Source organism: Pseudomonas sp. P4_B3, assembly GCF_056402295.1.
The window spans coordinates 63,387-86,031 of the sequence record NZ_JBFUHR010000007.1; the positions used below are offsets into that span (position 1 = coordinate 63,387).

At 59.9% G+C, this 22,645-nt stretch carries 21 protein-coding genes; 11 read left to right on the forward strand and 10 right to left on the reverse strand.

Going from position 1 to position 22,645, the window contains the following annotated elements; all coding sequences use genetic code 11:
• The first annotated feature begins 277 nt into the window (after positions 1-277).
• From AC1DWG_RS09095 to AC1DWG_RS09115, 5 genes are all read left to right on the forward strand, one after another.
• A complete protein-coding gene (locus AC1DWG_RS09095) occupies positions 278-1,672 on the forward strand; it encodes a PhoH family protein (RefSeq protein WP_008050144.1) in 1,395 nt (464 codons plus the stop codon).
• A 234-nt stretch (positions 1,673-1,906) separates the two neighbouring features.
• Positions 1,907-2,380, forward strand: a complete 474-nt coding sequence (gene moaC, locus AC1DWG_RS09100; protein ID WP_056726185.1) for a cyclic pyranopterin monophosphate synthase MoaC — start codon at positions 1,907-1,909, stop codon at positions 2,378-2,380.
• Complete coding sequence (gene moaD / locus AC1DWG_RS09105; protein WP_007989957.1) at positions 2,377-2,619, forward strand: molybdopterin converting factor subunit 1; 243 nt, start codon at positions 2,377-2,379, stop codon at positions 2,617-2,619. The genes moaC and moaD overlap by 4 nt, the downstream gene beginning before the upstream one ends.
• 3 nt (positions 2,620-2,622) lie before the next feature.
• The gene (moaE, locus tag AC1DWG_RS09110; RefSeq protein ID WP_477756323.1) at positions 2,623-3,075 is read left to right on the forward strand and encodes a molybdopterin synthase catalytic subunit MoaE; all 453 of its coding nucleotides are present in this window, start codon (positions 2,623-2,625) and stop codon (positions 3,073-3,075) included.
• 307 nt (positions 3,076-3,382) lie between these two features.
• On the forward strand, positions 3,383-4,159 hold the full coding sequence (locus AC1DWG_RS09115) for an ABC transporter substrate-binding protein (RefSeq protein ID WP_477762677.1): 777 nt from the start codon (positions 3,383-3,385) through the stop codon (positions 4,157-4,159).
• A gap of 112 nt (positions 4,160-4,271) precedes the next feature.
• Here AC1DWG_RS09115 and AC1DWG_RS09120 read toward each other — a convergent pair whose 3' ends face one another.
• From AC1DWG_RS09120 to AC1DWG_RS09140, 5 genes are all read right to left on the reverse strand, one after another.
• Entirely contained in the window at positions 4,272-4,913 is a 642-nt protein-coding gene (locus AC1DWG_RS09120; protein WP_477756321.1) for a helix-turn-helix transcriptional regulator, read from the reverse strand.
• A gap of 102 nt (positions 4,914-5,015) precedes the next feature.
• Positions 5,016-6,143 (reverse strand): NAD(P)/FAD-dependent oxidoreductase, encoded by a 1,128-nt coding sequence (locus AC1DWG_RS09125; protein WP_477762678.1) that lies wholly within the window; start codon positions 6,141-6,143, stop codon positions 5,016-5,018.
• A gap of 60 nt (positions 6,144-6,203) precedes the next feature.
• Positions 6,204-7,148 (reverse strand): ornithine cyclodeaminase family protein, encoded by a 945-nt coding sequence (locus AC1DWG_RS09130; RefSeq protein ID WP_477787673.1) that lies wholly within the window; start codon positions 7,146-7,148, stop codon positions 6,204-6,206.
• Between the two features lie 137 nt (positions 7,149-7,285).
• Entirely contained in the window at positions 7,286-8,776 is a 1,491-nt protein-coding gene (gene rhlB / locus AC1DWG_RS09135) for an ATP-dependent RNA helicase RhlB (RefSeq protein ID WP_477762680.1), read from the reverse strand.
• A gap of 98 nt (positions 8,777-8,874) precedes the next feature.
• On the reverse strand, positions 8,875-9,531 hold the full coding sequence (locus AC1DWG_RS09140) for an alpha/beta hydrolase (protein WP_477787674.1): 657 nt from the start codon (positions 9,529-9,531) through the stop codon (positions 8,875-8,877).
• Between the two features lie 467 nt (positions 9,532-9,998).
• Between AC1DWG_RS09140 and AC1DWG_RS09145 the strand changes: the two genes are divergently transcribed.
• The 6 genes from AC1DWG_RS09145 to AC1DWG_RS09170 all read left to right on the forward strand — a co-directional run bounded on the left by AC1DWG_RS09145 (position 9,999) and on the right by AC1DWG_RS09170 (position 16,375).
• Positions 9,999-11,030: an amino acid ABC transporter substrate-binding protein gene (locus AC1DWG_RS09145; protein ID WP_008018591.1), complete on the forward strand. Its 1,032-nt coding sequence runs from the start codon at positions 9,999-10,001 to the stop codon at positions 11,028-11,030.
• Positions 11,031-11,095: 65 nt separating this feature from the next.
• Positions 11,096-12,277: an amino acid ABC transporter permease gene (locus tag AC1DWG_RS09150; protein WP_477762682.1), complete on the forward strand. Its 1,182-nt coding sequence runs from the start codon at positions 11,096-11,098 to the stop codon at positions 12,275-12,277.
• A 10-nt stretch (positions 12,278-12,287) separates the two neighbouring features.
• Entirely contained in the window at positions 12,288-13,385 is a 1,098-nt protein-coding gene (locus AC1DWG_RS09155) for an amino acid ABC transporter permease (protein WP_477762683.1), read from the forward strand.
• A gap of 30 nt (positions 13,386-13,415) precedes the next feature.
• On the forward strand, positions 13,416-14,180 hold the full coding sequence (locus AC1DWG_RS09160; RefSeq protein WP_223459741.1) for an amino acid ABC transporter ATP-binding protein: 765 nt from the start codon (positions 13,416-13,418) through the stop codon (positions 14,178-14,180).
• 235 nt (positions 14,181-14,415) lie between these two features.
• Positions 14,416-15,075, forward strand: a complete 660-nt coding sequence (locus AC1DWG_RS09165; RefSeq protein WP_477762684.1) for a FadR/GntR family transcriptional regulator — start codon at positions 14,416-14,418, stop codon at positions 15,073-15,075.
• Positions 15,065-16,375, forward strand: a complete 1,311-nt coding sequence (locus tag AC1DWG_RS09170; RefSeq protein ID WP_477762685.1) for a CynX/NimT family MFS transporter — start codon at positions 15,065-15,067, stop codon at positions 16,373-16,375. Before AC1DWG_RS09165 ends, AC1DWG_RS09170 begins: the two co-directional genes overlap by 11 nt.
• A gap of 7 nt (positions 16,376-16,382) precedes the next feature.
• Here the strand turns inward: AC1DWG_RS09170 and AC1DWG_RS09175 are convergent, their stop codons facing one another.
• The 5 genes from AC1DWG_RS09175 to AC1DWG_RS09195 form a co-directional block, all read right to left on the reverse strand.
• A complete protein-coding gene (locus AC1DWG_RS09175; RefSeq protein WP_477762686.1) occupies positions 16,383-17,033 on the reverse strand; it encodes a DUF1120 domain-containing protein in 651 nt (216 codons plus the stop codon).
• An 82-nt stretch (positions 17,034-17,115) separates the two neighbouring features.
• Positions 17,116-17,730 carry a DUF1120 domain-containing protein gene (locus AC1DWG_RS09180; RefSeq protein WP_477787675.1) on the reverse strand — a complete coding sequence of 205 codons (615 nt, stop codon included), beginning with the start codon at positions 17,728-17,730 and terminating at the stop codon, positions 17,116-17,118.
• Between the two features lie 86 nt (positions 17,731-17,816).
• Positions 17,817-18,959 carry a DUF1120 domain-containing protein gene (locus AC1DWG_RS09185; RefSeq protein ID WP_477787676.1) on the reverse strand — a complete coding sequence of 381 codons (1,143 nt, stop codon included), beginning with the start codon at positions 18,957-18,959 and terminating at the stop codon, positions 17,817-17,819.
• A 10-nt stretch (positions 18,960-18,969) separates the two neighbouring features.
• Complete coding sequence (locus tag AC1DWG_RS09190) at positions 18,970-21,453, reverse strand: fimbria/pilus outer membrane usher protein (protein WP_477762689.1); 2,484 nt, start codon at positions 21,451-21,453, stop codon at positions 18,970-18,972.
• A gap of 140 nt (positions 21,454-21,593) precedes the next feature.
• Positions 21,594-22,322, reverse strand: a complete 729-nt coding sequence (locus tag AC1DWG_RS09195; protein WP_477787677.1) for a fimbria/pilus chaperone family protein — start codon at positions 22,320-22,322, stop codon at positions 21,594-21,596.
• Positions 22,323-22,645 lie beyond the last annotated feature (323 nt).

A 22,645-nucleotide genomic window follows, 5' to 3' on the forward strand; every position in this document is an offset into this window, starting at 1 on the left:
GGTTGACTTCCGACTGTAAACGGGTGATGGCAGTCCGCCAAGTGTTATTGGTCAATCTGCAAAATAAACTTCAAAAAAGCGTCAAAGTACTTTTTTCTGTCACACGTTTTGGAGTATTACGAAGACAGACCGCCGAAACCTGCAACACAGGTGGCGTCTTCCAAGACCCCGCATGTATGCAGAACACTTGAGTCCCCGCAGGTGTACTCGGCAGTCACTTCGAGGCGCAGCACTGTCAAGGTATTGCGTCGACTGGCTCCCACAAAGGTGACCGAGTATGGATGATCACGGACGTAGCTCTTCTTCCAACCAGCCAATCCTTTATGTACTCGATACCAACGTATTGATTCACGATCCAAACGCGCTGCTTAACTTCGAAGAACACCACGTCGCGATCCCGATGACCGTGCTTGAAGAGCTCGACAAGCTCAAGAGCGGGCATCACAGCGTAGCCGCCGAATGCCGCCAGGCCATCCGCCTGATCGACAAGACCCTGGGCGATGCCTCTCCCGAGGACGTCGAGCAGGGTGTGCCGATCCAGCGTGGCAAAAGCGGACCCAAGGGTTTGCTGTCAATTCTGATGAGCAAGCATGCCGAGCCGAACCTGATTCTGCCCGAGCACCTGAACGACAACAAAATCATCAATCAACTTATCGACCTTCACGCGCGCGACCCGAAGAAGCCCGTGGTACTGGTCACCAAAGACATCAACATGCGCCTCAAGGCGCGCGCTTGCGGGATCGCGGCCGAGGACTACAGCACCGACCAACTAGTCGATGACGTGTCCTTGCTGCCCAACGGCTACCACAACATGACCGGCTCTTTCTGGGACCGCGTGAGCAAGGTCGAAACCCGTCAGGATCACGGCCGCACCTGGCATCAGGTGCAGTTGATCGACAACCTGCCGGCGGTGCACATCAACGAATTCATCATTGATGAGCAGGGCTTTGTCGGCTGGATCAAGGAGATCGAAGAGGACCGCTTGCTGATCCTCGACCTGCACCAGGAACCGCTGCTGCACCAGGAGGCCTGGGGCCTCAAGCCGCGTGATATCTATCAGAGCCTGGCGTTGTACGCCTTGCTCGATCCGGACATCCACCTGGTCAACCTGTCGGGTGCCGCGGGTTCAGGTAAAACCATCCTGGCGCTGGCCGCTGCGATCGAGCAGACCATGGTCAGCAAACGTTATCGCCGCATCATCGCCACCCGCAGCGTGCAGGGCCTGGACCAGGAAATCGGCTTCCTGCCCGGCACCGAAGCGGAAAAAATGGAGCCGTGGCTGGGCGCCATCACCGACAACCTCGAAGCCTTGCACATGGATGATGAAAGCACCCATGGCAGCGTCGATTACATCCTCAGCAAAGTGCCGTTGCAGTTCAAATCCCTCAACTACATCCGGGGCCGCAGCTTCCAGCAGAGCCTGATCCTGATCGACGAATGCCAGAACCTCACGCCGCACCAGATGAAAACCATCATCACCCGTGCCGGCGCCGGTTCCAAAGTGGTGTGCCTGGGCAACCTGGCGCAGATCGATACCCCTTACCTGTCCGCGACCAGCTCCGGGCTGACCTACCTCACTGAACGCTTCAAGGACTTCCCGAACGGGGTGCACATCACCCTGCAAGGGGTACCACGCTCGATCCTGGCCGAATACGCCGAATCGCATTTGTAACTGTCTCACCCCTCACCAAAACCGGGCGGCCTCAAAACCGCCCGGTTTTTTGTGCCTGACGCAATTCCCCTGTAGGAGCTGCCGAAGGCTGCGATCTTTTGATTTTCAAGGCGAAGATCAAAAGATCGCAGCCTTCGGCAGCTCCTACGGTGGGATTGTGGTGATCGGATAATCAGGCGTGCGAAAAATTGACCCGCAGGTTTACAATCGACGCTCCTGATCAGGAGTAATCCCGTGCTGACTCATCTCGATTCCCAAGGTCGCGCCAACATGGTCGACGTCACTGAAAAAGCCGTGACGTTCCGTGAAGCGACCGCCCAAGCGCTGGTGCGCATGCTGCCCGAAACCCTGCAGATGATCGTCAGCGGCGGCCACCCCAAGGGTGATGTGTTTGCCGTGGCGCGCATTGCCGGCATTCAGGCAGCGAAAAAAACCAGCGATCTGATTCCCCTGTGCCATCCGCTGATGCTGACCGGCGTCAAGGTCGAGCTCAGTGCCGAAGGCGACGATTCGGTGCGCATCGTGGCGCGCTGCAAGCTGTCCGGGCAGACCGGCGTCGAGATGGAGGCGCTGACCGCTGCCAGTGTCGCCGCGCTGACCATCTACGACATGTGCAAGGCCGTGGACCGCGGCATGACCATCGAAAGCGTGCGTCTGCTGGAGAAGGTCGGCGGCAAGAGCGGACATTTCCAGGCGGAGCAGTCATGAACGTTACCGTGAAGTTTTTCGCTCGTTATCGTGAAGCGCTGGGGTTGGACTCGGTGAAGGTTCAAGGCGATTTCGCCACCGTTGACGACGTCCGCGCACTGTTGGCCCAACGTGACGGTGCCGAGGTGTTGAGCGAGCAAAACCTGATGTGCGCCCGCAACGAGGACCTGTGCCAGCTCGACGAGCCGGTCAGCGAGGGCGATGAAGTGGCGTTCTTCCCGACTGTGACCGGAGGCTGAACCATGGCGATTCGCGTGCAGTCCACGCCGTTCGACCCGGGTGCCGAGGTCAACGCCATGCACGATGCCAATGTCGGCGTGGGTGCGGTGGTGAGTTTTGTCGGCTATGTGCGCGACTTCAATGACGGCCTCGACGTTGCCGGGATGTTCCTTGAGCACTACCCGGGCATGACCGAAAAAGCCCTCGGCAAGATAGCCACCGAGGCCGAACAGCGCTGGCCGCTGCTCAAGCTGGAAGTGCTGCACCGCATCGGCGCCCTGGAACCGGGTGAGCCGATCGTCTTCGTCGGCGCGGCCAGCGCCCATCGTCAGGCGGCATTCGACGCCTGCGCCTTTGTCATGGATTACCTGAAAACCCGTGCGCCGTTCTGGAAGAAAGAAAACACCAGTGACGGACCGCGTTGGGTCGAGGGGCGTGACAGTGATCATGCGGCGGCGGATCGCTGGAAGCAGTGAATCCTGCGGCGTCTTTTAGTCAGTCTTCGCGGGCAAGCCCGCTCCCACAGGGTTCTGCGTCGTACACAAAATTTGTGTTCAGCCAGATCCACTGTGGGAGCGGGCTTGCCCGCGAAGAGGCCATCTGCTTCACCCCATAACCTCCTGAGGCACCTCCCGACCATCGGCCGGCACGGGCTGCATTTGCCTCATTGACGATTTATACATAAAAGTCCAGTATGGAATTATAAGTACAAAAAAAGGTTTCCACCCGTTTCAGCTTTTTCTTCTGTCTTGCCAAACCAACAACAACCGCGAGAAAACGAACATGAAGAAGTTCCCCCTCATCACCGGTCTGGCCCTTAGCCTGTTGGCGTGCAGCTCCGTGTTCGCCGCCGAGAAAACCCTGCGCATCGGTATTGAAGCGGCGTATCCACCGTTCGCCTCGAAAACCGACAAAGGCGAAATCGTCGGTTTCGACTATGACATCGGCAATGCCCTGTGCGCACAGATGAAGGCCAAGTGTGTGTGGGTCGAAGGTGAGTTCGACGGTCTGATTCCTTCCCTGAAGGTGAAGAAAATCGACATGGCGCTGTCGTCCATGACCATCAACGAAGACCGCAAGAAGTCGGTGGATTTCACCCACAAGTACTATTTCACTTCGTCGCGCCTGGTGATGAAGGATGGCGCGGTGGTGGATGACCAGTACGCCAGCCTCAAGGGCAAGACCGTCGGTGTGCAGCGCGCCACCACCACCGACCGTTATGCCACCGAGGTGTTCGAGCCCAAGGGCATCAACGTCAAGCGCTACAGCAACAACGAAGAAATCTACATGGACCTGGCCGCCGGTCGCCTCGACGCGATTTTTGCCGACACCATTCCGCTCAATGACTTCCTGTCGATGCCGCGTGGCAAGGGTTATGCCTTTGTCGGGCCGGAGTTGAAAGATCCGAAGTATGTGGGCGAGGGGGCCGGGATTGCCGTGCGCAAGGGCAACACCGAGTTGGTCAGCGAGCTGAACACGGCCATTGATGGCATTCGTGTCAATGGTGAGTACCAGAAGATTTCCGAGAAGTACTTCAAGTCCGACATCTACGGCGACTGATAGTCCGCTTTCGCGAGCAGGCTCGCTCCTACAGGGTACGGTGTACACCGATCCATTGTAGGAGCGAGCCTGCTCGCGATGGCGTCGGATCAAACAACTCAAATTTCAGGGCCTAGCCCTTCAATTCCTTCAAATGCTTGTACACCGTCGCCCGGCCCATGTTCAGTACATTGGCCACGTAGTTCGATGCGCTTTTGCCCTTGAACGCGCCTTCGGCGTGCAACGCCAGCACCAGTTCACGCTTGTGGTCGCGGGTCAGCAGATTCAGGCTCAGCTGGCGTTCGCGCAGCCAGGCGTGGAGGAAGGTGTTGATCCGTTCCTGCCAGTCATCACGGAACAGTGAGTCCGGTTGCGGGATCAGCTTGGTCGGCGACAGGAACAGGTCCAGGGCGGCCTTGGCATTTTCGAACAACGAAATGTTCAGGTTGATGCACAGCACCGCCAGCGGACGACCTTCGCTGTCCCGTAGCACCGTGCTGAGGCTGCGAATCTTCTGACCATCCCAGTTGAGCTTTTCGTAAGGCCCGATGTTTCGCTCGCTGACATCGTCGCTGAGCATGTCTTCCAGCGCCGAGTCGTCGCCGATTTCCCGCTTGGACAGGTTGTTGGCGATGTAGTCGACCTTTTGCGTACGCAGGTCGTGCAGCACCACTTCAGCATGGGGAAAGAACAGTGTGGCGATGGCATCGGCGATCGCCCGGAAGTTATCCAGCGACGCAGTGTTCGGGGCCGAGTCTTTTTCGGGGGCGTTCATACGGTGGAACTCCAGGCAGCGTCAGCGCCCCATCAAAGGGGCTCTGAAAGTGTGCCGTAATCGTGTGGGCGCGTCACCTGAGGATCAGGATCAGGATCAGGATCAGCCGAGACGGGCAGGGGAGAGCATTTCGGCATTCAGGCCGAAACGGCCAAGTGACTCGGGCAGCGCTGCACCGCGCACCAGTGCCGCGCTGGCCTGGCCCATGGCTGGCGATGTCTGGATGCCATAACCGCCCTGTGCCGCGACCCAGAACAGCCCCGGTACCTGTGGATCGAAGCCGGACAGCAAGTCGCCGTCGCTGACGAAGCTGCGCAGGCCGGCCCAGGTGCGAGTCGGGCGGCGAATGGTCAGGGTCGTGGCCTCCTCGATCTGGTAGATGCCCATGGCGATGTCCAGCTCTTCGGGCTGTACGTCGTGGGGTTCGACCGGGTCGGCGTTGGCCGGCGAGCCGAGGAACATCCCGGCGTCGGGTTTCATGTAGAAGGATTCGTCGAGGCTGACCAGCATCGGCCAATGGTGGATGTCCACGCCTTCGGGGCCGGCGAAGATGAACGCGGCACGGCGTTTGGGTTGCAGGCCCAGCGGCTTGGCGCCAGCCAGTTCACCGATTTTGTCGGCCCAGGCGCCGGCGGCGTTGATGATGATCGGTGCGCTGAACGTCTGGTTGCCGGTATGGACCTGCCACGTACCTTGGTCGTCGCGGCTCAGGCTGACGACTTCGCTGTCGGTGTGCACTTCGCCCTGGTTGCGGCGGATACCGCGCAAATAGCCCTGGTGCAGGGCGTCGGTGTCGATGTCGCTGGCGGTCGGGTCGTAGATGGCGCCGTGGACCTTTTCCCGGCGCAGGATCGGCACCAGCGCGCAGGCCTCGTCGACGCCGAGCAATTGCATCTCTGGCACCGTGGTTTTTGCGCTCTGGTATTGCCTGTTCAGTTCGTCCGGGTCACCGGTCAAGTCCACGGTCATTTCGCCACGCGGGGTCAGCAGCGGGTGTTCGCAGAAACCGCTGGGCGGGTTGTCGAAAAAGTCCCGGCTGGCCAAGGTCAACGCCCGCACTTGCGGGGTGCCGTAGGCCGCGGTGTACAGCGCCGCCGAACGACCGGTGGAGTGATAGGCCGGATGGGGTTCGCGTTCGAGCACGATCACGCGGCCGTGCTGCGACAGCCAGAAACCCGTGGAAGCACCGGCAATCCCGCCGCCGATGATGATGAAATCTGCCTGGCTCATGAACGTCTCCTGTGAAGCACAATGCCGGAATTATGGTGATCCCCTGTAGGGGCCGAGGTGTCAGCGGGACAGGCGATAGATCGCATTGGCCAGCGCAATGTCTTCCAGGCCAAGACCGATGGAGCGGAAGAACACATGGCGATCGTAATCAGGGCGCAGGACTTTTTCGCTGAGCAGGTCTGGCAGGTCGCCGACAATCGCGCTCTTGTCCCAGCCGTGCTGTTCGGCGGCGATCAGCATTTCACCGGCCGAGCCCGGGGTGGTCAGGCGATAGTCGCAGAACACCTGCATGTTGTTGAGGCTTTGCGGCGGCACTTCGTGGGCACGCGGCGCGTTGGTGCTGATGGAGGTGATCAGCGCCGGTTTGCGCAGGCTTGACGGATCGATCACCGGACCGGCGGACGAGGTGCAGAGCATGATCACGTCGGCGTCCTGAACGGCAGCTTCGCGACTGTCGACGATGTTCAGGCGTGGCTCGATGTTTTTCAGCAGGCTCACGGTTTCGGCATCTTCGCTCACGCTCGGCGAGTACAGGCAGATGCTCTGCCAGTCGCGCAGGCCTTTCACGTAATGCAGGTGCGCCTGGGCCACTTTGCCGCTGCCGATGATGGCCAGGCGATTGGCTGTGAGTGGCGCGAGGGCGTCGACCGCCACGGCGGTGGTGGCCGCAGTGCGCGCGGTGGTCAGTTCTCCGGCATCGCACAGCAACAGCGGCTGGCCGGTCTGCATCGACATCAACAGCGTCCACGCTGTCACCAGCGGCCCCTGTTCACGGACGATGTACGGCGATGTCTTGATCCCGTACACGCCGTCTTCGGCCAACACGCCCAGGTAATTGATGAAGTCGCCGGCGCCCTGGGGAAATTCCACCAGTTGCTGCGCCGGTTGCACGGCTTGCCCGGCGGCCAGGTCGCGGAACAGTTTGCGCAGGATCTGCGGCACATCGACTCGCGCCAGATACTCGCGGGCCTGGGCTTGGGTAATCACTTGGGGCGTGCTGGACATGGTCGGCTCCGGGACTGGAAGTAAACTAATTTGTCCATTATGGACTTTTAGTTGTAGCGAGCAAGCTCCTGTTGAAAAAAGCCGGGCGAAAAAAAAGCGCAGTCCGTTTCCGGCTGCGCTTGTTTCTGCAACGTCACTCAGTGCGGACGTTTACGCTCAACCGCCCGCAACAGGTGGGTCGGTGGCGTTTCACAGCTGATCTTGCGCCCCAGCAGTTCTTCGATGGACGGTAGCTGGTAGGAGTCGTCTTCACCGGCAAAGCTGATGGATACACCGTCGGCACCGGCACGCCCGGTACGACCGATGCGGTGCACGTAGTCGTCCGGCACTTCCGGAAGGGTGAAGTTGATCACGTGGCTGATGCCGTCGATGTGGATGCCGCGGCCGGCCACGTCGGTGGCGACCAGTACGCGGATCTTGCCTTCGCGGAAGCCTTCCAGGGTTTTTATGCGCTTGTGCTGCGGCACGTCGCCGGACAGTTGCGCGGCGTTGATGCCATCGCGCACCAGGCGTTCTTCGATGCGTCGCACTTCATCCTTGCGGTTGGCGAACACGATCACCCGCTCCCAACCATTGTCGTTGACCAGGTTGTAGAGCAGTTTGTATTTGTCGGCACCGGCCACCGCGTAGATGTGCTGCTCGACGTTTTCGCTGGCCACGTTCTGCGCTTCGATCTCGACGATCGACGGGTCGGTGGTCCATTGCTTGGCCAGGTTCATCACGTCTTCGGTGAAGGTCGCGGAGAACAGCAGCGTCTGACGCTCGGACTTCGGTGGCGTCTGGCGAATGATCTGGCGCACTTGCGGGATGAAGCCCATGTCGAGCATGCGGTCGGCTTCGTCCAGCACCATCACTTCGACCATGTCCAGATGCACGTCGCCGCGCTGGTTGAAGTCCAGCAGACGGCCCGGTGTGGCCACGAGGATGTCGCAGTGGCGGGCTTCGAGGTGCTTAAGTTGCTTGTCGAAGTCCATGCCACCGACGAACGTCATGACGTTGAGGCCGGTGTACTTGGTCAGGTCGGCGGCGTCCTTGGCGATCTGCACCACCAGTTCGCGGGTCGGTGCGATGATCAGCGCCCGCGGCTCACCCATGTAGCGCTCTTTCGGCGGCGGGGTTTGCAGCAGCTGGGTGATGATCGAGATCAGGAACGCAGCGGTTTTGCCGGTACCGGTCTGGGCGCGGCCGATGGCGTCTTTGCCCGCGAGGGTGAAGCCCAGCACTTGGGCCTGGATCGGCGTGCAATACGGGAAGCCCAGGTCCTGGATGGCGTGCATCAGCTCGGGGGCGAGTTTGAAATCGTGGAAGCGGGTTTTGCCTTCCTGGGGCTCGACAACGAAGTCTTCGAGTTTCCATGGGATGACCGGCGCCTTGGGCTTGGGTTCGCGGCGCGGTTTGGCGGGTTTCGGCGTTTCGCTGAGCGGCTGCTCCGGGGCTGTTATCGCCGCAGGCTGGGCAGATATTGCGGTCTTCGGCTCATGCTTGGGTGCCGCGGTGGTGGCGGCCCGTTCAGACTGATTACCGTCGGTGCGGTGGCCGGGAGCGTGAGACGCAGGGCTGGGAACTGGCGCGAGTTGCTCAGTCTCGCTTTTACCGAACATTTTCTTGAGTGCTTTGAGCACGGTCATCTCATCAATTGATTAAGGAATGTACGCCGGCCAGTGTAATGCAAGAAACGGGCGCGGCGTAGGGGGATGGATCAAAGGGCGCTTTTAATCCTGAACGCTCAGCGCAAGCGCTCGGCGAGCCAGGTGCCGATGTCGCGAATTTCTTCGGGTAACACTTCGTGACCCATTGGGTATTCCTGCCATGTCACGGTGACACCACGCAGCTTCAAATGCTCATAGGCGCTGCGTCCCATCGAGTTTTGCACCACGTCGTCATACTGGCCGTGCATCGTCAGCACCGGAATGCGCTGCTGGCTGGCGGACAACTCCAGTTCATCGCTGAAGGTCGGTGCATAAGTAGAAAGGGCAACTACGCCACCCAGTGGTCCCTGCCACTTCAGAAACGCGGTGTGGAATACCACGGCACCGCCCTGGGAAAAACCTGCCAGGAAAATCCGCGAGGCGTCTATTCCGCAGGCTCGCTGCACCTCAATCAATTCGATGATCCAGTTGGCAGACTCTTCAAGTTGTTCGCGATTGATCGCGCGCGCCGGGCTCATGGCCAATATGTCGTACCAGCTCGGCATCTCGTAACCGCCATTGATGGTCACGGCGCGGCTCGGTGCCTGGGGCAAAACGAAGCGGGTGCTCAGCAGGCTTTCCTGTAGCGCTTCGGCCACCGGCAGGAAGTCATAGCGGTCGGCGCCCAGGCCATGCAGCCAGATGACGCAGGCGTCTGCGGTCTTGACGGGTTCAAGAATCAAGGGGTTGGTCATGGCTGCTCCAATGTTGTGCGTGCGCGCTCATCAAGTGCGTGATCCAAGTGCGCGTCAGGTTGATCCGTTAAGAAGATGTCGCAAGGGTACAAGTTTTGCTATTGACCTGCAGTTGAAGCGCTTTGGCAGGCGGTGTGGTACGGGCTTTGCTATGGAGAAACGGTGCAACACATCTCGCGCCCGGCGGTAACACTATCAGTGTACTGCCGACTGTGGGATAGCAATGAATCCGGTGATGGATGTTCGCCAAGGGCCGGTACGGGGCTTCGCGAACGTGAAAGGGCTACAGCCCGTTCGGCCGACTGGTGAGAGTGAGTTTTCCATGACGTGGATTTTCTCCTAATAGACTCATAGCTAACGTCTTACGTCGGTTGACCCCAAAAAAAGCCAACACGGGTCGACTACGCCTCAAAAGGGTGCGACTGGACTCACGCTCCGACACAACAAGAGCAAAACTGGAGGTTTGAATGAAGATGTTGAAATCCACCCTGGCTATCGTGACTGCAGCCGCGGTACTCGGTGTCAGCGGGTTTGCCCAGGCGGGCGCAACCCTGGATGCAGTGATGAAGAAAGGTTTCGTGCAGTGTGGCGTCAGCGATGGCTTGCCAGGCTTCTCGGTTCCGGATTCCACCGGCAAGATCGTGGGTATCGATGCTGACTACTGCCGCGCAGTAGCGGCGGCTGTCTTCGGCGACGCGACCAAGGTCAAGTTCAGCCAGTTGAACGCCAAGGAGCGCTTCACCGCGCTGCAATCCGGCGAAATCGACATCCTGTCGCGCAACACCACCATGACCAGCTCCCGTGACGCGGGCATGGGCCTGAAATTCCCGGGCTTCATCACCTACTACGACGGCATCGGCTTCCTGGTAAACAACAAGTTGGGCGTCAAGAGCGCCAAGGAACTGGACGGTGCAACCATCTGCATCCAGGCCGGTACTACCACCGAACTGAACGTTTCCGACTACTTCCGCGGCAACGGCCTGAAATACACCCCGATCACGTTCGACACCTCCGACGAAAGCGCCAAGTCGCTGGAATCCGGTCGTTGCGACGTACTGACCTCCGACAAATCCCAGCTGTTCGCCCAACGCAGCAAGCTGGCTTCGCCGAAGGACTACGTGGTTCTGCCGGAAACCATTTCCAAGGAACCTCTGGGCCCGGTCGTGCGTAATGGCGACGACGAGTGGTTGGCCATCGTACGCTGGACTGGCTACGCCATGCTCAACGCTGAAGAGGCCGGCATCACTTCGAAGAACGTCGAAGCCGAAGCCAAGGGCACCAAGAACCCGGACGTTGCCCGTCTGCTGGGTACCGACGGTGAATACGGCAAAGACCTGAAAGTGAAGAAAGACTGGGTCGTGCAGATCATCAAGCAAGTGGGTAACTACGGCGAAGTGTTCGAGAAAAACCTCGGCAAGAGCACTCCGCTGGAAATCGACCGCGGGCTGAACGCTCTGTGGAACGCTGGCGGCATTCAATACGCACCACCAGTGCGCTGATGGTTCTATCACCCGGTGGGCCAACCACCGGGTGATGTTCTGTTCCATTATTTGCGGGGCACTTCATGCAAAATTCAATCGGCGCACCAAAGCAGAGGCTCAGCCTCAGCGATCCGAAAGTGCGTGCGTGGCTATTTCAGATCATCACCATTGTCGCGGTGGTCTCGATGGGCTGGTATCTGTTCGATAACACCCAGACCAACCTTCAGCACCGGGGCATCACCTCCGGTTTCGACTTTCTGGAGCGCAGTGCCGGTTTCGGCATCGCTCAACACCTGATCGACTACAGCGAATCGGACACCTATGCCCGAGTGTTTGTTATCGGCCTGCTCAACACGCTGCTGGTGACCTTCATCGGCGTGATCCTGGCGACGATCCTCGGGTTCATCGTCGGCGTGTCACGGCTGTCGAAGAACTGGATCATCAGCAAGGTAGCGACGGTGTATGTGGAAGTCTTCCGCAATATTCCGCCACTGCTGCAAATCCTGTTCTGGTACTTCGCGGTGTTCCTGACTATGCCGGGGCCGCGCAACAGCCATAACTTCGGCGACACCTTTTTCGTCAGTAGCCGCGGCCTGAACATGCCGGCCGCCATGATGGCGGACGGGTTCTGGCCGTTTGTGGCGAGCATTGTGGTGGCCATCGTCGCCATCGTGCTGATGAGCCGCTGGGCGACCAAGCGCTTCGAAGCCACCGGTGTGCCGTTCCACAAGTTCTGGGTGGGCCTGGCGATGTTTCTGGTGATCCCTGCGCTGTGCGCGCTGATCTTCGGCGCGCCACTGCACTGGGAAATGCCGAAACTGCAAGGCTTCAACTTCATCGGTGGCTGGGTGCTGATCCCGGAACTGCTGGCGCTGACCCTGGCCCTGACCGTGTACACCGCGGCGTTTATCGCCGAGATCGTGCGCTCGGGCATCAAGTCGGTCAGCCACGGCCAAACCGAAGCGGCGCACTCGCTCGGCCTGCGCAACGGTCCGACCCTGCGCAAGGTGATCATCCCGCAAGCCCTGCGCGTGATCATTCCACCGCTGACCAGCCAGTACCTGAACCTGGCGAAGAACTCCTCGCTGGCGGCCGGTATCGGTTATCCGGAAATGGTCTCGCTGTTCGCCGGGACCGTGCTGAACCAGACCGGGCAGGCGATCGAGGTGATTGCCATCACCATGAGCGTGTACCTGGCGATCAGTATCAGCATTTCCCTGCTGATGAACTGGTACAACAAGCGCATTGCGCTGATCGAGCGGTAAGGAAAAGCGCATGAGCACTCATACTTTCAAACCTGACATGCCTCCACCGGGCCGCAGCATCGGTGTGGTGGCGTGGATGCGCGCGAACATGTTCTCCAGCTGGCTCAACACCCTGCTGACCCTGTTTGCGTTCTACCTGATCTACCTGGTGGTGCCGCCGATCCTGCACTGGGCCATCCTCGATGCCAACTGGGTGGGCACCACCCGCGCCGACTGCACCAAGGAAGGCGCCTGCTGGGTGTTCATCCAGCAGCGTTTCGGCCAGTTCATGTACGGCTACTACCCACCGGAACTGCGCTGGCGCGTGGACCTGACGGTGTGGCTGGCAATCGTCGGCGTGGCGCCGTTGTTCATCTCGCGCTTTCACCATAAAGCGGTGTACGGGCTGGGCTTCCTGGTGCTGTACCCGATCTTTGCCTACTTCCTGCTGAATGGCGGCATTTTTGGCCTGACCAGCGTGGCGACCAGCCAATGGGGCGGCCTGATGCTGACCCTGGTGATCGCCACCGTCGGCATCGCCGGTGCGCTGCCGCTGGGGATTGTCCTGGCCCTCGGTCGTCGTTCGAACATGCCGGCGATTCGCGTGGTCTGCGTGACCTTCATCGAGTTCTGGCGCGGCGTGCCGTTGATCACGGTGCTGTTCATGTCCTCGGTGATGCTGCCGTTGTTCCTGCCTGAAGGCATGAACTTCGACAAACTGCTGCGGGCGCTGATCGGCGTGATCCTGTTCCAGTCGGCCTACGTGGCCGAGGTGGTGCGCGGTGGTCTGCAAGCGATTCCCAAGGGGCAGTACGAAGCGGCTGCGGCGATGGGGCTGGGCTACTGGCGCAGCATGGGCCTGGTGATTCTGCCGCAAGCCCTGAAGCTGGTGATCCCCGGCATCGTCAACACCTTCATTGCGCTGTTCAAGGACACTAGCCTGGTGATCATCATCGGCCTGTTCGACCTGCTCAACAGCGTCAAGCAAGCCGCCGCCGATCCGAAATGGCTGGGCATGGCCACTGAAGGCTATGTGTTCGCCGCCCTGGTGTTCTGGATTTTCTGTTTTGGTATGTCGCGCTATTCCATGCATCTGGAACGCAAGCTCGACACTGGCCACAAGCGCTGAAGCGCCGTACCTAATTTAGGAAGTTCTTTTATGAGCGAAGCAATCAAGCAGCCTGTGAGCCCTGAAGGCATTATTCAGATGCAGGGCGTGAACAAGTGGTACGGTCAGTTCCACGTGTTGAAAGACATCAACCTCAACGTCAAGCAGGGCGAGCGTATCGTGCTGTGCGGCCCGTCGGGTTCCGGCAAGTCCACCACCATCCGCTGCCTCAACCGTCTGGAAGAGCACCAGCAGGGCCGCATCGTGGTCGATGGCGTGGAGCTGACCAACGACCTCAAGCAGATCGAAGCGATCCGCCGTGAAGTCGGCATGGTGTTCCAGCACTTCAACCTGTTCCCGCACCTGACCATTTTGCAGAACTGCACCCTGGCGCCGATGTGGGTGCGCAAGATGCCCAAGCGCAAGGCCGAGGAAATTGCCATGCACTACCTGGAACGCGTACGCATTCCGGAGCAGGCGCATAAATTCCCGGGGCAACTGTCCGGCGGTCAGCAGCAGCGTGTGGCGATCGCCCGCGCGCTGTGCATGAAGCCGAAAATCATGCTGTTCGACGAACCGACCTCGGCACTCGACCCGGAGATGGTGAAAGAGGTACTGGACACCATGATCGGCCTGGCCGAAGACGGCATGACCATGCTCTGCGTGACCCACGAAATGGGCTTCGCCCGCACCGTGGCCAACCGCGTGATTTTCATGGACAAGGGCGAAATCGTCGAACAGGCTGCACCGAACGACTTCTTCGACAAGCCGCAGAATGAACGCACCAAGCTGTTCCTGAGCCAGATCCTGCATTGATCGAACCCAGGCACTGAAATAAACCCGGACTGAGTTCCGGGTTTATTTTTGTCTGCGGTTTTGTGTCCATCCAGGTAGGAGCTGCCGAAGGCTGCGATCTTTTGATTTTGTTTTTAAAACGCGAAGATCAAGAGATCGCAGCCTGCGGCAGCTCCTACGGGGGGTTGTGTGGGTAGCTTAACCTGACTAACATGTCAGAAAATTCATCCTATGATTGGATGAGAGGGCGAATTCCATGTCTGAAATCTCTCCATTGGTAAAACGATCCCTGGTCGATCAGGCCCTCGACCAACTGCGCCTGCGTATCAACCAAGGCGTTTGGGTAGTAGGCCAGCGCTTGCCCACCGAGCCTGAGTTGTCCGCCGAGCTGGGCATCAGCCGCAACACCGTGCGCGAAGCCATGCGTGTGTTGGCGTTTTCCGGGTTGATCGAGATCCGTCAGGGCGATGGTAGTTACCTGCGGGCGGTGGTCGATCCGCTGGACACGCTCAAGGCGTTGTCCCGTTGTTCGCTTGAACAGGCTCGCGAGACCCGGCACATCCTCGAAGTCGAGGCCATAGGCCTGGCAGCCATGCGCCGTACCAATGAAGACCTGGTTGCATTGCGCGAGGCGCTGGGTGTCAGCGGTAGCCACTACCACGGCGATCTCGACACCTACATCGCCTGCGATCTGGTGTTTCACCGCCGCTTGGTGGACGCCGCGCATAACCCGACCCTCAGCGAGTTGTACCGCTATTTCTCCAGCATCGTCGGCGCGCAGTTGCGCCAGACCCTGAGCGTCGTCCCGCGCCGCCAGGAAGTGTTCGACCTGCACATCGAGTTGCTCGATGCCGTCGAACAACGCGACCCGGAGCGGGCTAAAGCCCTGTCGAGGCAGTTGATCAATGAACCTTGAAACCGAGAAGTCCATGCACCGCAGTGATTTATCCACAGCCTCAAAACGCTCGGCAGAGCTGGAAGAGCTGCTGATCGATGCCGAGGCCGATGACGAACAGGTCCAGCAAACCCACCCGGTTCTGCGCCGGCCGTGGCTGTTGCTGCTGGGGCTGATTCTGGTGGCGCTGAACCTGCGCCCGGCGCTGTCGAGCATGGCGCCGATGCTCAGCGAAGTGTCGAAGTCCCTCGGCTTGTCGGCATCTGCTGCGGGATTGCTGACCACGTTGCCGGTGCTTTGTCTTGGCCTGTTTGCGCCCTTGGCACCCGTGCTGGCGCGGCGATTTGGTGCGGAGCGGGTGGTGCTGGGCATTCTTCTGACTCTGGCGGGCGGGATCATCCTGCGCAGTTCTTTTGGCGAGATGGGATTGTTTGCCGGCAGCGTGCTCGCCGGTGCCAGCATCGGTGTGATCGGGGTGTTGCTGCCGGGCATCGTCAAACGCGACTTCCCGAAACAGGCCGGGACCATGACCGGCGTCTACACCATGGCCCTGTGTCTGGGCGCGGCGATGGCGGCGGGTGCGACCGTGCCGCTCAGTGAGCATTTCGACAAGAGCTGGGCGCTGGGTCTCGGCATCTGGGTCATTCCGGCATTAGCGGCGGCGCTGTTCTGGTTGCCGCAAGTCGGCCAGAAACACGGCGCGCACAACGTCGCCTATCGCGTTCGGGGATTGCTGCGCGATCCGCTGGCCTGGCAAGTGACCTTGTACATGGGCCTGCAATCGTCCCTGGCCTACATCGTGTTCGGCTGGTTGCCGTCGATCCTGATCGGTCGCGGCCTGACTCCGACCCAGGCCGGGCTGGTGCTGTCGGGTTCGGTGATCGTTCAACTGGTCAGCTCCCTCGCCGCGCCATGGCTGGCAACGCGCGGCAAGGATCAGCGGCTGGCGATTGTGATCGTGATGGCCCTGACGCTCGGCGGTCTGTTCGGCTGTCTTTACGCCCCGATTGAAGGTCTGTGGGGCTGGGCGATCGTGCTCGGGCTGGGGCAGGGCGCCACGTTCAGCCTGGCGTTGACCCTGATCGTGTTGCGCTCGCGGGACTCCCATGTCGCGGCGAACCTGTCGAGCATGGCCCAGGGCTTCGGTTACACCCTGGCGTCCATGGGGCCGTTCGCGGTCGGCATCGTGCATGACTGGACCGGCGGCTGGACGGCCGTGGGCTGGATTTTTGGCGTCATTGGCCTGGGGGCGATCATCGCCGGTCTCGGTGCCGGGCGGGCGCTGTATGTGCAGGTCAGCAGTGGGAAAATTCAACCGTGACGGACACCTATAAATAGACAACCTCCAGGGTCGCCGAGCCATCAAGTGTGGCATCGTCACTCAAGTCCAGCGTTGAGGTGGGTGCAATGACCGTGACGAGCGTGACCCGACTGCTCAGGTTCTGAATCGCGACAGGACCTGCGGTGCTGCCCGCCACATGGGTAAAGCCCAGATAGCTTTTTGCGGCAATCGGTATGGGGCTCGACCTGGATGGACTCCATGCCCGCCCTCCAGTGGTGGAGTCGGTTCGATAGACTTCAGGCCAAGCGTCCACTACGGTGCTGGCGGGATCGAAGTGCAACGAATAAAGACCGATCTTGTTGTCGCTGCGGTCGAAATTCAGGCCGTAATAGATCTCACTGTTGACGATGGCCGAGCCTTCCCGGTTGTCCCGCATGATCAACGCGAAACGGGCCGCAGCGTTGCAACTGATGTTGAGGTCAAGGAATTGGTCACGCAGTTGCGTCCTTTTGTCTACGTTCAGGTCCTGCCGGGATATTTTTCCGTAGTCGACAAGACCGTTATTGGAAAAAATCGGGGTGCAGGCGACCGGGGTGATGATGCCGTTGACAGTCATATCGGCGGTAGATGCGGCCAGGGCGCAAGTCGTCGTGCTCAACAACAGTGCTGTGGTCAGGGAGATAGGGATACGCTTCATCGGTAAACTCCTTTTTGAGAAGAAGGTATAGGTGCTGAACCGCCCGTTCCTTCAGGCAGCGAACGGTTCAGCGCCTTGGTCCTTAGAGGTATTTCACTTCGAACGTCGCGGAGCCATCAATGGTGACTTCTTCGGTCAGGGTCAGTGAGTCGGCGCGGGCGATGTAGGTCTCGACCTCAAAATCAAAGGTGACAACTTCAGCTGCAATCGGTGCGGTGCCGCCAGTAGTGGCAACGGACAAGAGATATCCCGCTTGAGCATCGGTTGCTTTCACCCAGGTTGATCCGCCGTCGTCTGATTTGATTGCATCCAGCGAAGTTGCCCCGTCTTTGACTTGCATGACTTTGGGGAAAAAGAAGCCCAACTTTTCGTCGTCAGGGGTCAGACCAAGGCCAAACCAATCACCCGAAGATGTGCCGTCTTTATTGTCAATTGGATTCAGTGCGAACTTGGCTGAAGCATCGCAGGTTACGACCAGTTGAATTGGATGTGTCCCAACCAGGGTGTTCTTGTCCAAATTAAGGTCCCCTGACGAGATCTTGCCAATATCAATGACACCGCCGCCGGAGAAGGTCGGCGTGCAAGCGACAGGTGTGATAATGCCTGTAACCGTCAGGTCAGTGCTCGACGCTGCGAGCGCAAAAGGTGCGGCACTGATCAGTGCTGTTGTGGTGAGTGCTGCGAAGTACTTTTTCATGGATGAAACTTCCTTACTACTGTTGTTGACCTTGAATGGCCCAGAGCGCGTGATTGCACCTGGGCTTCAACAAGGCAGGGTGAGTGTTACGGGTAAAGCATTTCGATCGTCGCTGAGCCGTCGAGGTGAACGGCGGTGCTCAGGTCCAGACTGGCGGTGGGGGCAATGACGGCATCGACTGTCACCGTGGTTGTGAGGTTCTGGATCGAGGCGGCCCCTGCGGTGCTGGCGGCGCTGTCGGTAAAGCCCAGGTAGCTTTTCCGGGCGATCGGTATGGGGTTCGAACTGGAGGTGCTCCAGGCCACGCCCTGGGTGGTGGAGTCGGTTCGATACACGCGAGCAAAGCTGTCGGCGCTGGCGTTGGCGGGATCGACATTCAGTGAGTACAGGCCGATCTTGTTGCTGCGGTTATCCAGTCCCAGCCCGTAGTAAATCTCGCTGTTGACCGTCGCCGTGCCTGAGCGGTTGTCATGCATGACCAGGGCAAATTGTGCCGGGGCGTCGCAGCCAACCCGCAGGGTTAATTCCTTGGGTGGCAATCGGGTGTTCCTGTCAGGGTTCAGGTCGTTTTTCGATAACCGACCGAAATCCACCAGGCCGCCATTGGACAGTTCCACGTTGCACGCGGCGGGCGCAAAACTGGCGCGCAGGGTTATCTCCCTTGAGCGGCCCGTAGCGACCGCATCGAACAGACCGGTGGTTTCCCAGACAACGGCGTCACGCACCTGCAACGCTTTTTCCTGCGCCCAGGCTGTCAGTTCCAGTTGCGCCGACAGACTTTGCCCCTGCACAGCCACACCGCCCCGAACCGGAACGATCGCTTGCTGCGGTCGCCAAAGCAGACTCGAAGCGGCGGCTTCGGGTACCTGGCCGACGGCGGAAATCAGGCCCAGGTCCACCGGTTGCCCATCGAGTACCGCGTCACTCATGCGCACGGCATAGGTGCCGTGTTCGGCAAAGCGAAAGCGTTCGGCGGTCGCGGCCATGGCGCGGTAGAACAGAGTCATGTCGGTGGGTTGTGGGCAGCTCAGGTTCAGACTCAGGCGGCGCTCGCCCAGGGTTCGCTCTGCGGAGCCATTGGCGCGTATAGCCCTATTCGTCAAACCGTAATCGAGTACCGGCTGACTCAGGGCGAGCTGGCATTCATCGGTGAGCGCCCAGGCCTGTGGCGCAAGTCCGCTCAACATCAAGGTGCCGAGTGTTAACAGCAAAGGGTGGGACAGCTTCATAGGATCATCCTTAAAGAGTCCGGCACTGGGCGGCGGCGGTCTCGTAATACACCTGGGTGTTGGCCTTGGTCGGCAGTTCGAAACGCAGTTCGCAGCGCTCCAGCCCCGGTGCGGTTATCCACAGGTCAGGGGTGTCCAGGGCGTTGGGCAGAAACACCAATCCCCCTTCTTGAGCGAGCGTGACGAACTCGCCGTTTGCAGTGCTGACCGTCGCGCCACGGGGCAGGGGGGCACCGTTGTCGGTGGTGACTTTGAGCAAGGCACGGCGGGTCAACGTGACACCGAATTCAACCTTGTCGACGGCTCCGCGCCCGGCCCAAACCATGGCCAGTCCGTTGTTGATGTCGAGGTTGCGTGGCAGCGAGCGGGTGTCGACTTCTACCGGGCTGCGACCGTAGGCGCTCACTTGAGGAACCACGGCGTGACCTTGCCAATCGGTCCATACCGGACCACTGGGGGTCGAGACTTTGATGGCGCTCGTATCGCCTACCGAAAGCAGCGCGAAAGTGTCACGCACGGGATACGGCGATAACGTCAAACCGTCGCCGTGCAACACGGCGCCGCCACGCGCGCCAACCTGGTAGCTGGAGTGTTCGGCATCGGAGCGGGTGTAGCTCAAATCCAATTGGCTGTAGCGCGGCAGCAGGGAAACCCCCGCCGAGGACTGCACTTGTTTGTCTCGTGTGTCGTGCTCAACACCGACCCGGTAACTCAACTGGTCGTTGACCTGTTCGTTCAAGCCGACACCGCTGCGGTATTCGCCAGCGGAACTGCGTACCCAAGTGCGCGCCCGACGATTTTCACCCAGCGGAATACTGAAACTCAGGTAAACGCTGTCGTCACTGCGTTGGGTGCCATTGACTTGCCATTGTGCCGTGGCTGACACCGACACGCCGCCGATCTGGGTGCCCCAGGACGCCAGCGCGCGGCTGCTGTTCTGTCCGTCGAATGTCGTTGAACGATTGAAGCCGCTACTGAACGCGCCAAGTCCTGGGTATGACCAGGCCAGCGACAGGCTTTGCCGATCACGGTAACGCGACTGGCTACGTTCCGACTGAGTGTCGAACACGGCCTCGGACAGTTCGCGATAGCCGAAGGTCCGGTGCGAAGTTCCGGCATTGATCGACCACTGCTCACCCAGGCGTTGCGAAATATTCAGGTCGGCCTGTAGCCCTCTGTCGGCTTGGCGGGTGCTGGTGTCGGCCGCTTGCAGGGTGGTCTGGATCTGTGTGCCGGGCCCCGTCAGCAGGCCAAGACCTGCGCCCGCTGCACGATAGTCGGCGGTCCCCGTGGCGCCGGCGCTGAGCAGGGCATACGGGTTGAGTGCTCCGCTCCAGCCGCCGCTGATCACCCATGGGTCGCCGCTCTGTGCCGCGCCGAGACTGCGTACCTGGCCTGCGGCCAACGAAAAGCCGGGAGCCGGCAGGCCAACGCCGAGCATGGCGACGGGGACCGTGAAGCGTTGCTCGCTGCCATCCGCTTCCTTGACGGTGACTTCAACATCGGAGCGACTGTCGAGCCGACGCACGTTACTCAGGGAAAACGGCCCGGCCGGCACCACTGTCGAGTGGATCAGCGAACCGTTCTGGCGAATTTCGACCTGAGCCTGGCTGCGAGCAATCCCTTCGACGGGATTGCTTTGGCCTTCGACCTGAAGCGCCTGCTCGGTCATCACCTGGACGCCAGTGATCTGCGCGCCAGCCAGTACCGGGTTGTAGAGATTGACCTGACCCATTTGAAGCACCGTCTCATGGCTGGCAAAGGTGCGCTGGGCATAGGCCGCCAGGTGAGTGGTGCTGGACACATCGTTCTGCCAGGTCTGCACCTGACGACTGCGCACAATCCAGTCGCCGGCATTGAACCCGACTTCGGTATTGGCCGAGAGGTAACGGTTCGATTGATTGCCATATTGGTTGTGGAGGCTGTTGACGTCGTAATTGAACAACCCGGCGATACCGCCGGTTTGATAACCCGAGATATCCCGGACCGCCGGACGTATCGCCTGGGTGGGCACGATCAATGACAGGCCGAGGTTGGCCGGGTCTTGTTCGATTCGGGTTTGCGACCAGGTGGCGAGGACATCGAAACAGCCTTTGTCGTTGGCCGGGGTGGGGGGCACAGTCAGGTTTGCCGCATCGAGCAGGGCACGGTCAAAGCACAAGTCGCCTTCGCGGTTGAACGTGACGTCCACCCGGCCACGGCGCATACCATTGACTATGAGGGTGATCGGATGTCGGCCGGCGGTGAAGTTCGGAGCGGCCAGCAGCAGGGTTGCAAGGCCTGGGTCGATACCGCGTTGTGTCAGCATCTTCTGGTCGAACGAAGTCTGCAACGAAGCGTCATTGAGATCTTCGGCGTAGGCGTCGGTCCCCATCACTACATTGCTTAGCAGCAACACCATGCCGGTACGAAGTCGCGACAGATGAGGGAGTTTGCGGATCGCCCGAATCGCAGGCATGGCTTCGCCATCACGGTATTTCAATACGGTGTTCATGAGGTTCACTTGGGGTTTGCCTGTGTGCTGGCCTATTCCGCTACGGCTTCAGACCTGCATGTAGCGACGGAAAAACAGGCCGTCACCTTGAAGTATTGGCGCCAGCTATTCCCTGAACGGCGCTATCGGTGGTGTCAGTTTCAGGGGGCGAGCAGCGCGTCATAGGGAGGCACGGCAAAGCCATAGACGGTCGCGGGATGAATTCGAACCTGGGTGGCAGCCTTTACGGGGACCGGAACGCTGATGTGGTCTCCAGGCAGTACGTAGGTTCGCGGTAGCATTGCACCGCTCCCGGAAGGCAACAGTTGCACTTCCTGAGCCAGACGTACGACATAAGGTGTTTCGTTGCGTACGGTCAGATGACCATCCTGCAGCGACCATTTCAGGTTGGTCCATGGTGTGCGGTTGGGCGCCAGGCCTGCGGGGTGAAGGATGACCGGCAGGTTCTGGCGCACCGTCACGCCGACACGGGCATGCCCGGCTTCGGGAGCAGATTTGCCTTGTGGGATGCCTTCAAAAATCACCCGCTTCAAACGCTGGGTGAGCAGGGGCTTTTCTGATTGCAGGATGAAGCGCACCAACTGCGTCCCGGAGGCTTCAACGCGTGCCAAGGGGGGCGTCACGAACACCAAAGGCTCGGTGTCTTCGGGAATGTCTTCGAGGGTGACGTGCAGCAGCGCCAGGCTGCTATCGGTATTGGTTACAGAGACAGCGGTTTCCCCGTTGGCTTCATTGACGATGACCACTGAAGTATCGGGCACCATGCCGTCGGCGTGGACCTGTGCGGTCCATAACAGAGCGCAGGCACCGATACCCGTATGGGTCAAACGGCGCACTTGCTTCAACAATATTGTCTTGATGTCTCTCATTGAAATTCCCGGATAAAAGACCGTTGGCATGGCTCGCGATACAGGTAGCGCAGGGATTGCGTGAGTAAGAATGCAGCGCGCAGGGTCATTGGCGTCTTGTTCACGTATTCGATAGTCAGGCAGAGAGTGAGCGCAGTTCTTTACGGCTACGGCCGGACTGCTTGGCAGGCGACAATTTATCGAGCAGGCGGAGCGGGAGGAATGCAACTAGTACGAAAAGAGAGGGGGGTATGTATGAAAGGGTGTTGCGGACTACGTAACGTTTTCTAACGAGGAATCCTTTGGTTGTAATCCTCATGCGTAGTCTTCAGCGCGCTGCAATG

What these genes read in the sequence shown, in the direction of transcription:
- AC1DWG_RS09095 (WP_008050144.1), top strand. Translation starts at nt 278, where the DNA reads ATGGATGATCACGGACGTAGCTCTTCTTCCAACCAGCCAATCCTTTAT.
- moaD (WP_007989957.1), top strand. Translation starts at nt 2,377, where the DNA reads ATGAACGTTACCGTGAAGTTTTTCGCTCGTTATCGTGAAGCGCTGGGG.
- moaE (WP_477756323.1), top strand. Translation starts at nt 2,623, where the DNA reads ATGGCGATTCGCGTGCAGTCCACGCCGTTCGACCCGGGTGCCGAGGTC.
- AC1DWG_RS09115 (WP_477762677.1), top strand. Translation starts at nt 3,383, where the DNA reads ATGAAGAAGTTCCCCCTCATCACCGGTCTGGCCCTTAGCCTGTTGGCG.
- AC1DWG_RS09120 (WP_477756321.1), bottom strand. Translation starts at nt 4,913, where the DNA reads ATGAACGCCCCCGAAAAAGACTCGGCCCCGAACACTGCGTCGCTGGAT.
- AC1DWG_RS09125 (WP_477762678.1), bottom strand. Translation starts at nt 6,143, where the DNA reads ATGAGCCAGGCAGATTTCATCATCATCGGCGGCGGGATTGCCGGTGCT.
- AC1DWG_RS09130 (WP_477787673.1), bottom strand. Translation starts at nt 7,148, where the DNA reads ATGTCCAGCACGCCCCAAGTGATTACCCAAGCCCAGGCCCGCGAGTAT.
- rhlB (WP_477762680.1), bottom strand. Translation starts at nt 8,776, where the DNA reads ATGACCGTGCTCAAAGCACTCAAGAAAATGTTCGGTAAAAGCGAGACT.
- AC1DWG_RS09140 (WP_477787674.1), bottom strand. Translation starts at nt 9,531, where the DNA reads ATGACCAACCCCTTGATTCTTGAACCCGTCAAGACCGCAGACGCCTGC.
- AC1DWG_RS09145 (WP_008018591.1), top strand. Translation starts at nt 9,999, where the DNA reads ATGAAGATGTTGAAATCCACCCTGGCTATCGTGACTGCAGCCGCGGTA.
- AC1DWG_RS09150 (WP_477762682.1), top strand. Translation starts at nt 11,096, where the DNA reads ATGCAAAATTCAATCGGCGCACCAAAGCAGAGGCTCAGCCTCAGCGAT.
- AC1DWG_RS09155 (WP_477762683.1), top strand. Translation starts at nt 12,288, where the DNA reads ATGAGCACTCATACTTTCAAACCTGACATGCCTCCACCGGGCCGCAGC.
- AC1DWG_RS09160 (WP_223459741.1), top strand. Translation starts at nt 13,416, where the DNA reads ATGAGCGAAGCAATCAAGCAGCCTGTGAGCCCTGAAGGCATTATTCAG.
- AC1DWG_RS09165 (WP_477762684.1), top strand. Translation starts at nt 14,416, where the DNA reads ATGTCTGAAATCTCTCCATTGGTAAAACGATCCCTGGTCGATCAGGCC.
- AC1DWG_RS09170 (WP_477762685.1), top strand. Translation starts at nt 15,065, where the DNA reads ATGAACCTTGAAACCGAGAAGTCCATGCACCGCAGTGATTTATCCACA.
- AC1DWG_RS09175 (WP_477762686.1), bottom strand. Translation starts at nt 17,033, where the DNA reads ATGAAGCGTATCCCTATCTCCCTGACCACAGCACTGTTGTTGAGCACG.
- AC1DWG_RS09180 (WP_477787675.1), bottom strand. Translation starts at nt 17,730, where the DNA reads ATGAAAAAGTACTTCGCAGCACTCACCACAACAGCACTGATCAGTGCC.
- AC1DWG_RS09185 (WP_477787676.1), bottom strand. Translation starts at nt 18,959, where the DNA reads ATGAAGCTGTCCCACCCTTTGCTGTTAACACTCGGCACCTTGATGTTG.
- AC1DWG_RS09190 (WP_477762689.1), bottom strand. Translation starts at nt 21,453, where the DNA reads ATGAACACCGTATTGAAATACCGTGATGGCGAAGCCATGCCTGCGATT.
- AC1DWG_RS09195 (WP_477787677.1), bottom strand. Translation starts at nt 22,322, where the DNA reads ATGAGAGACATCAAGACAATATTGTTGAAGCAAGTGCGCCGTTTGACC.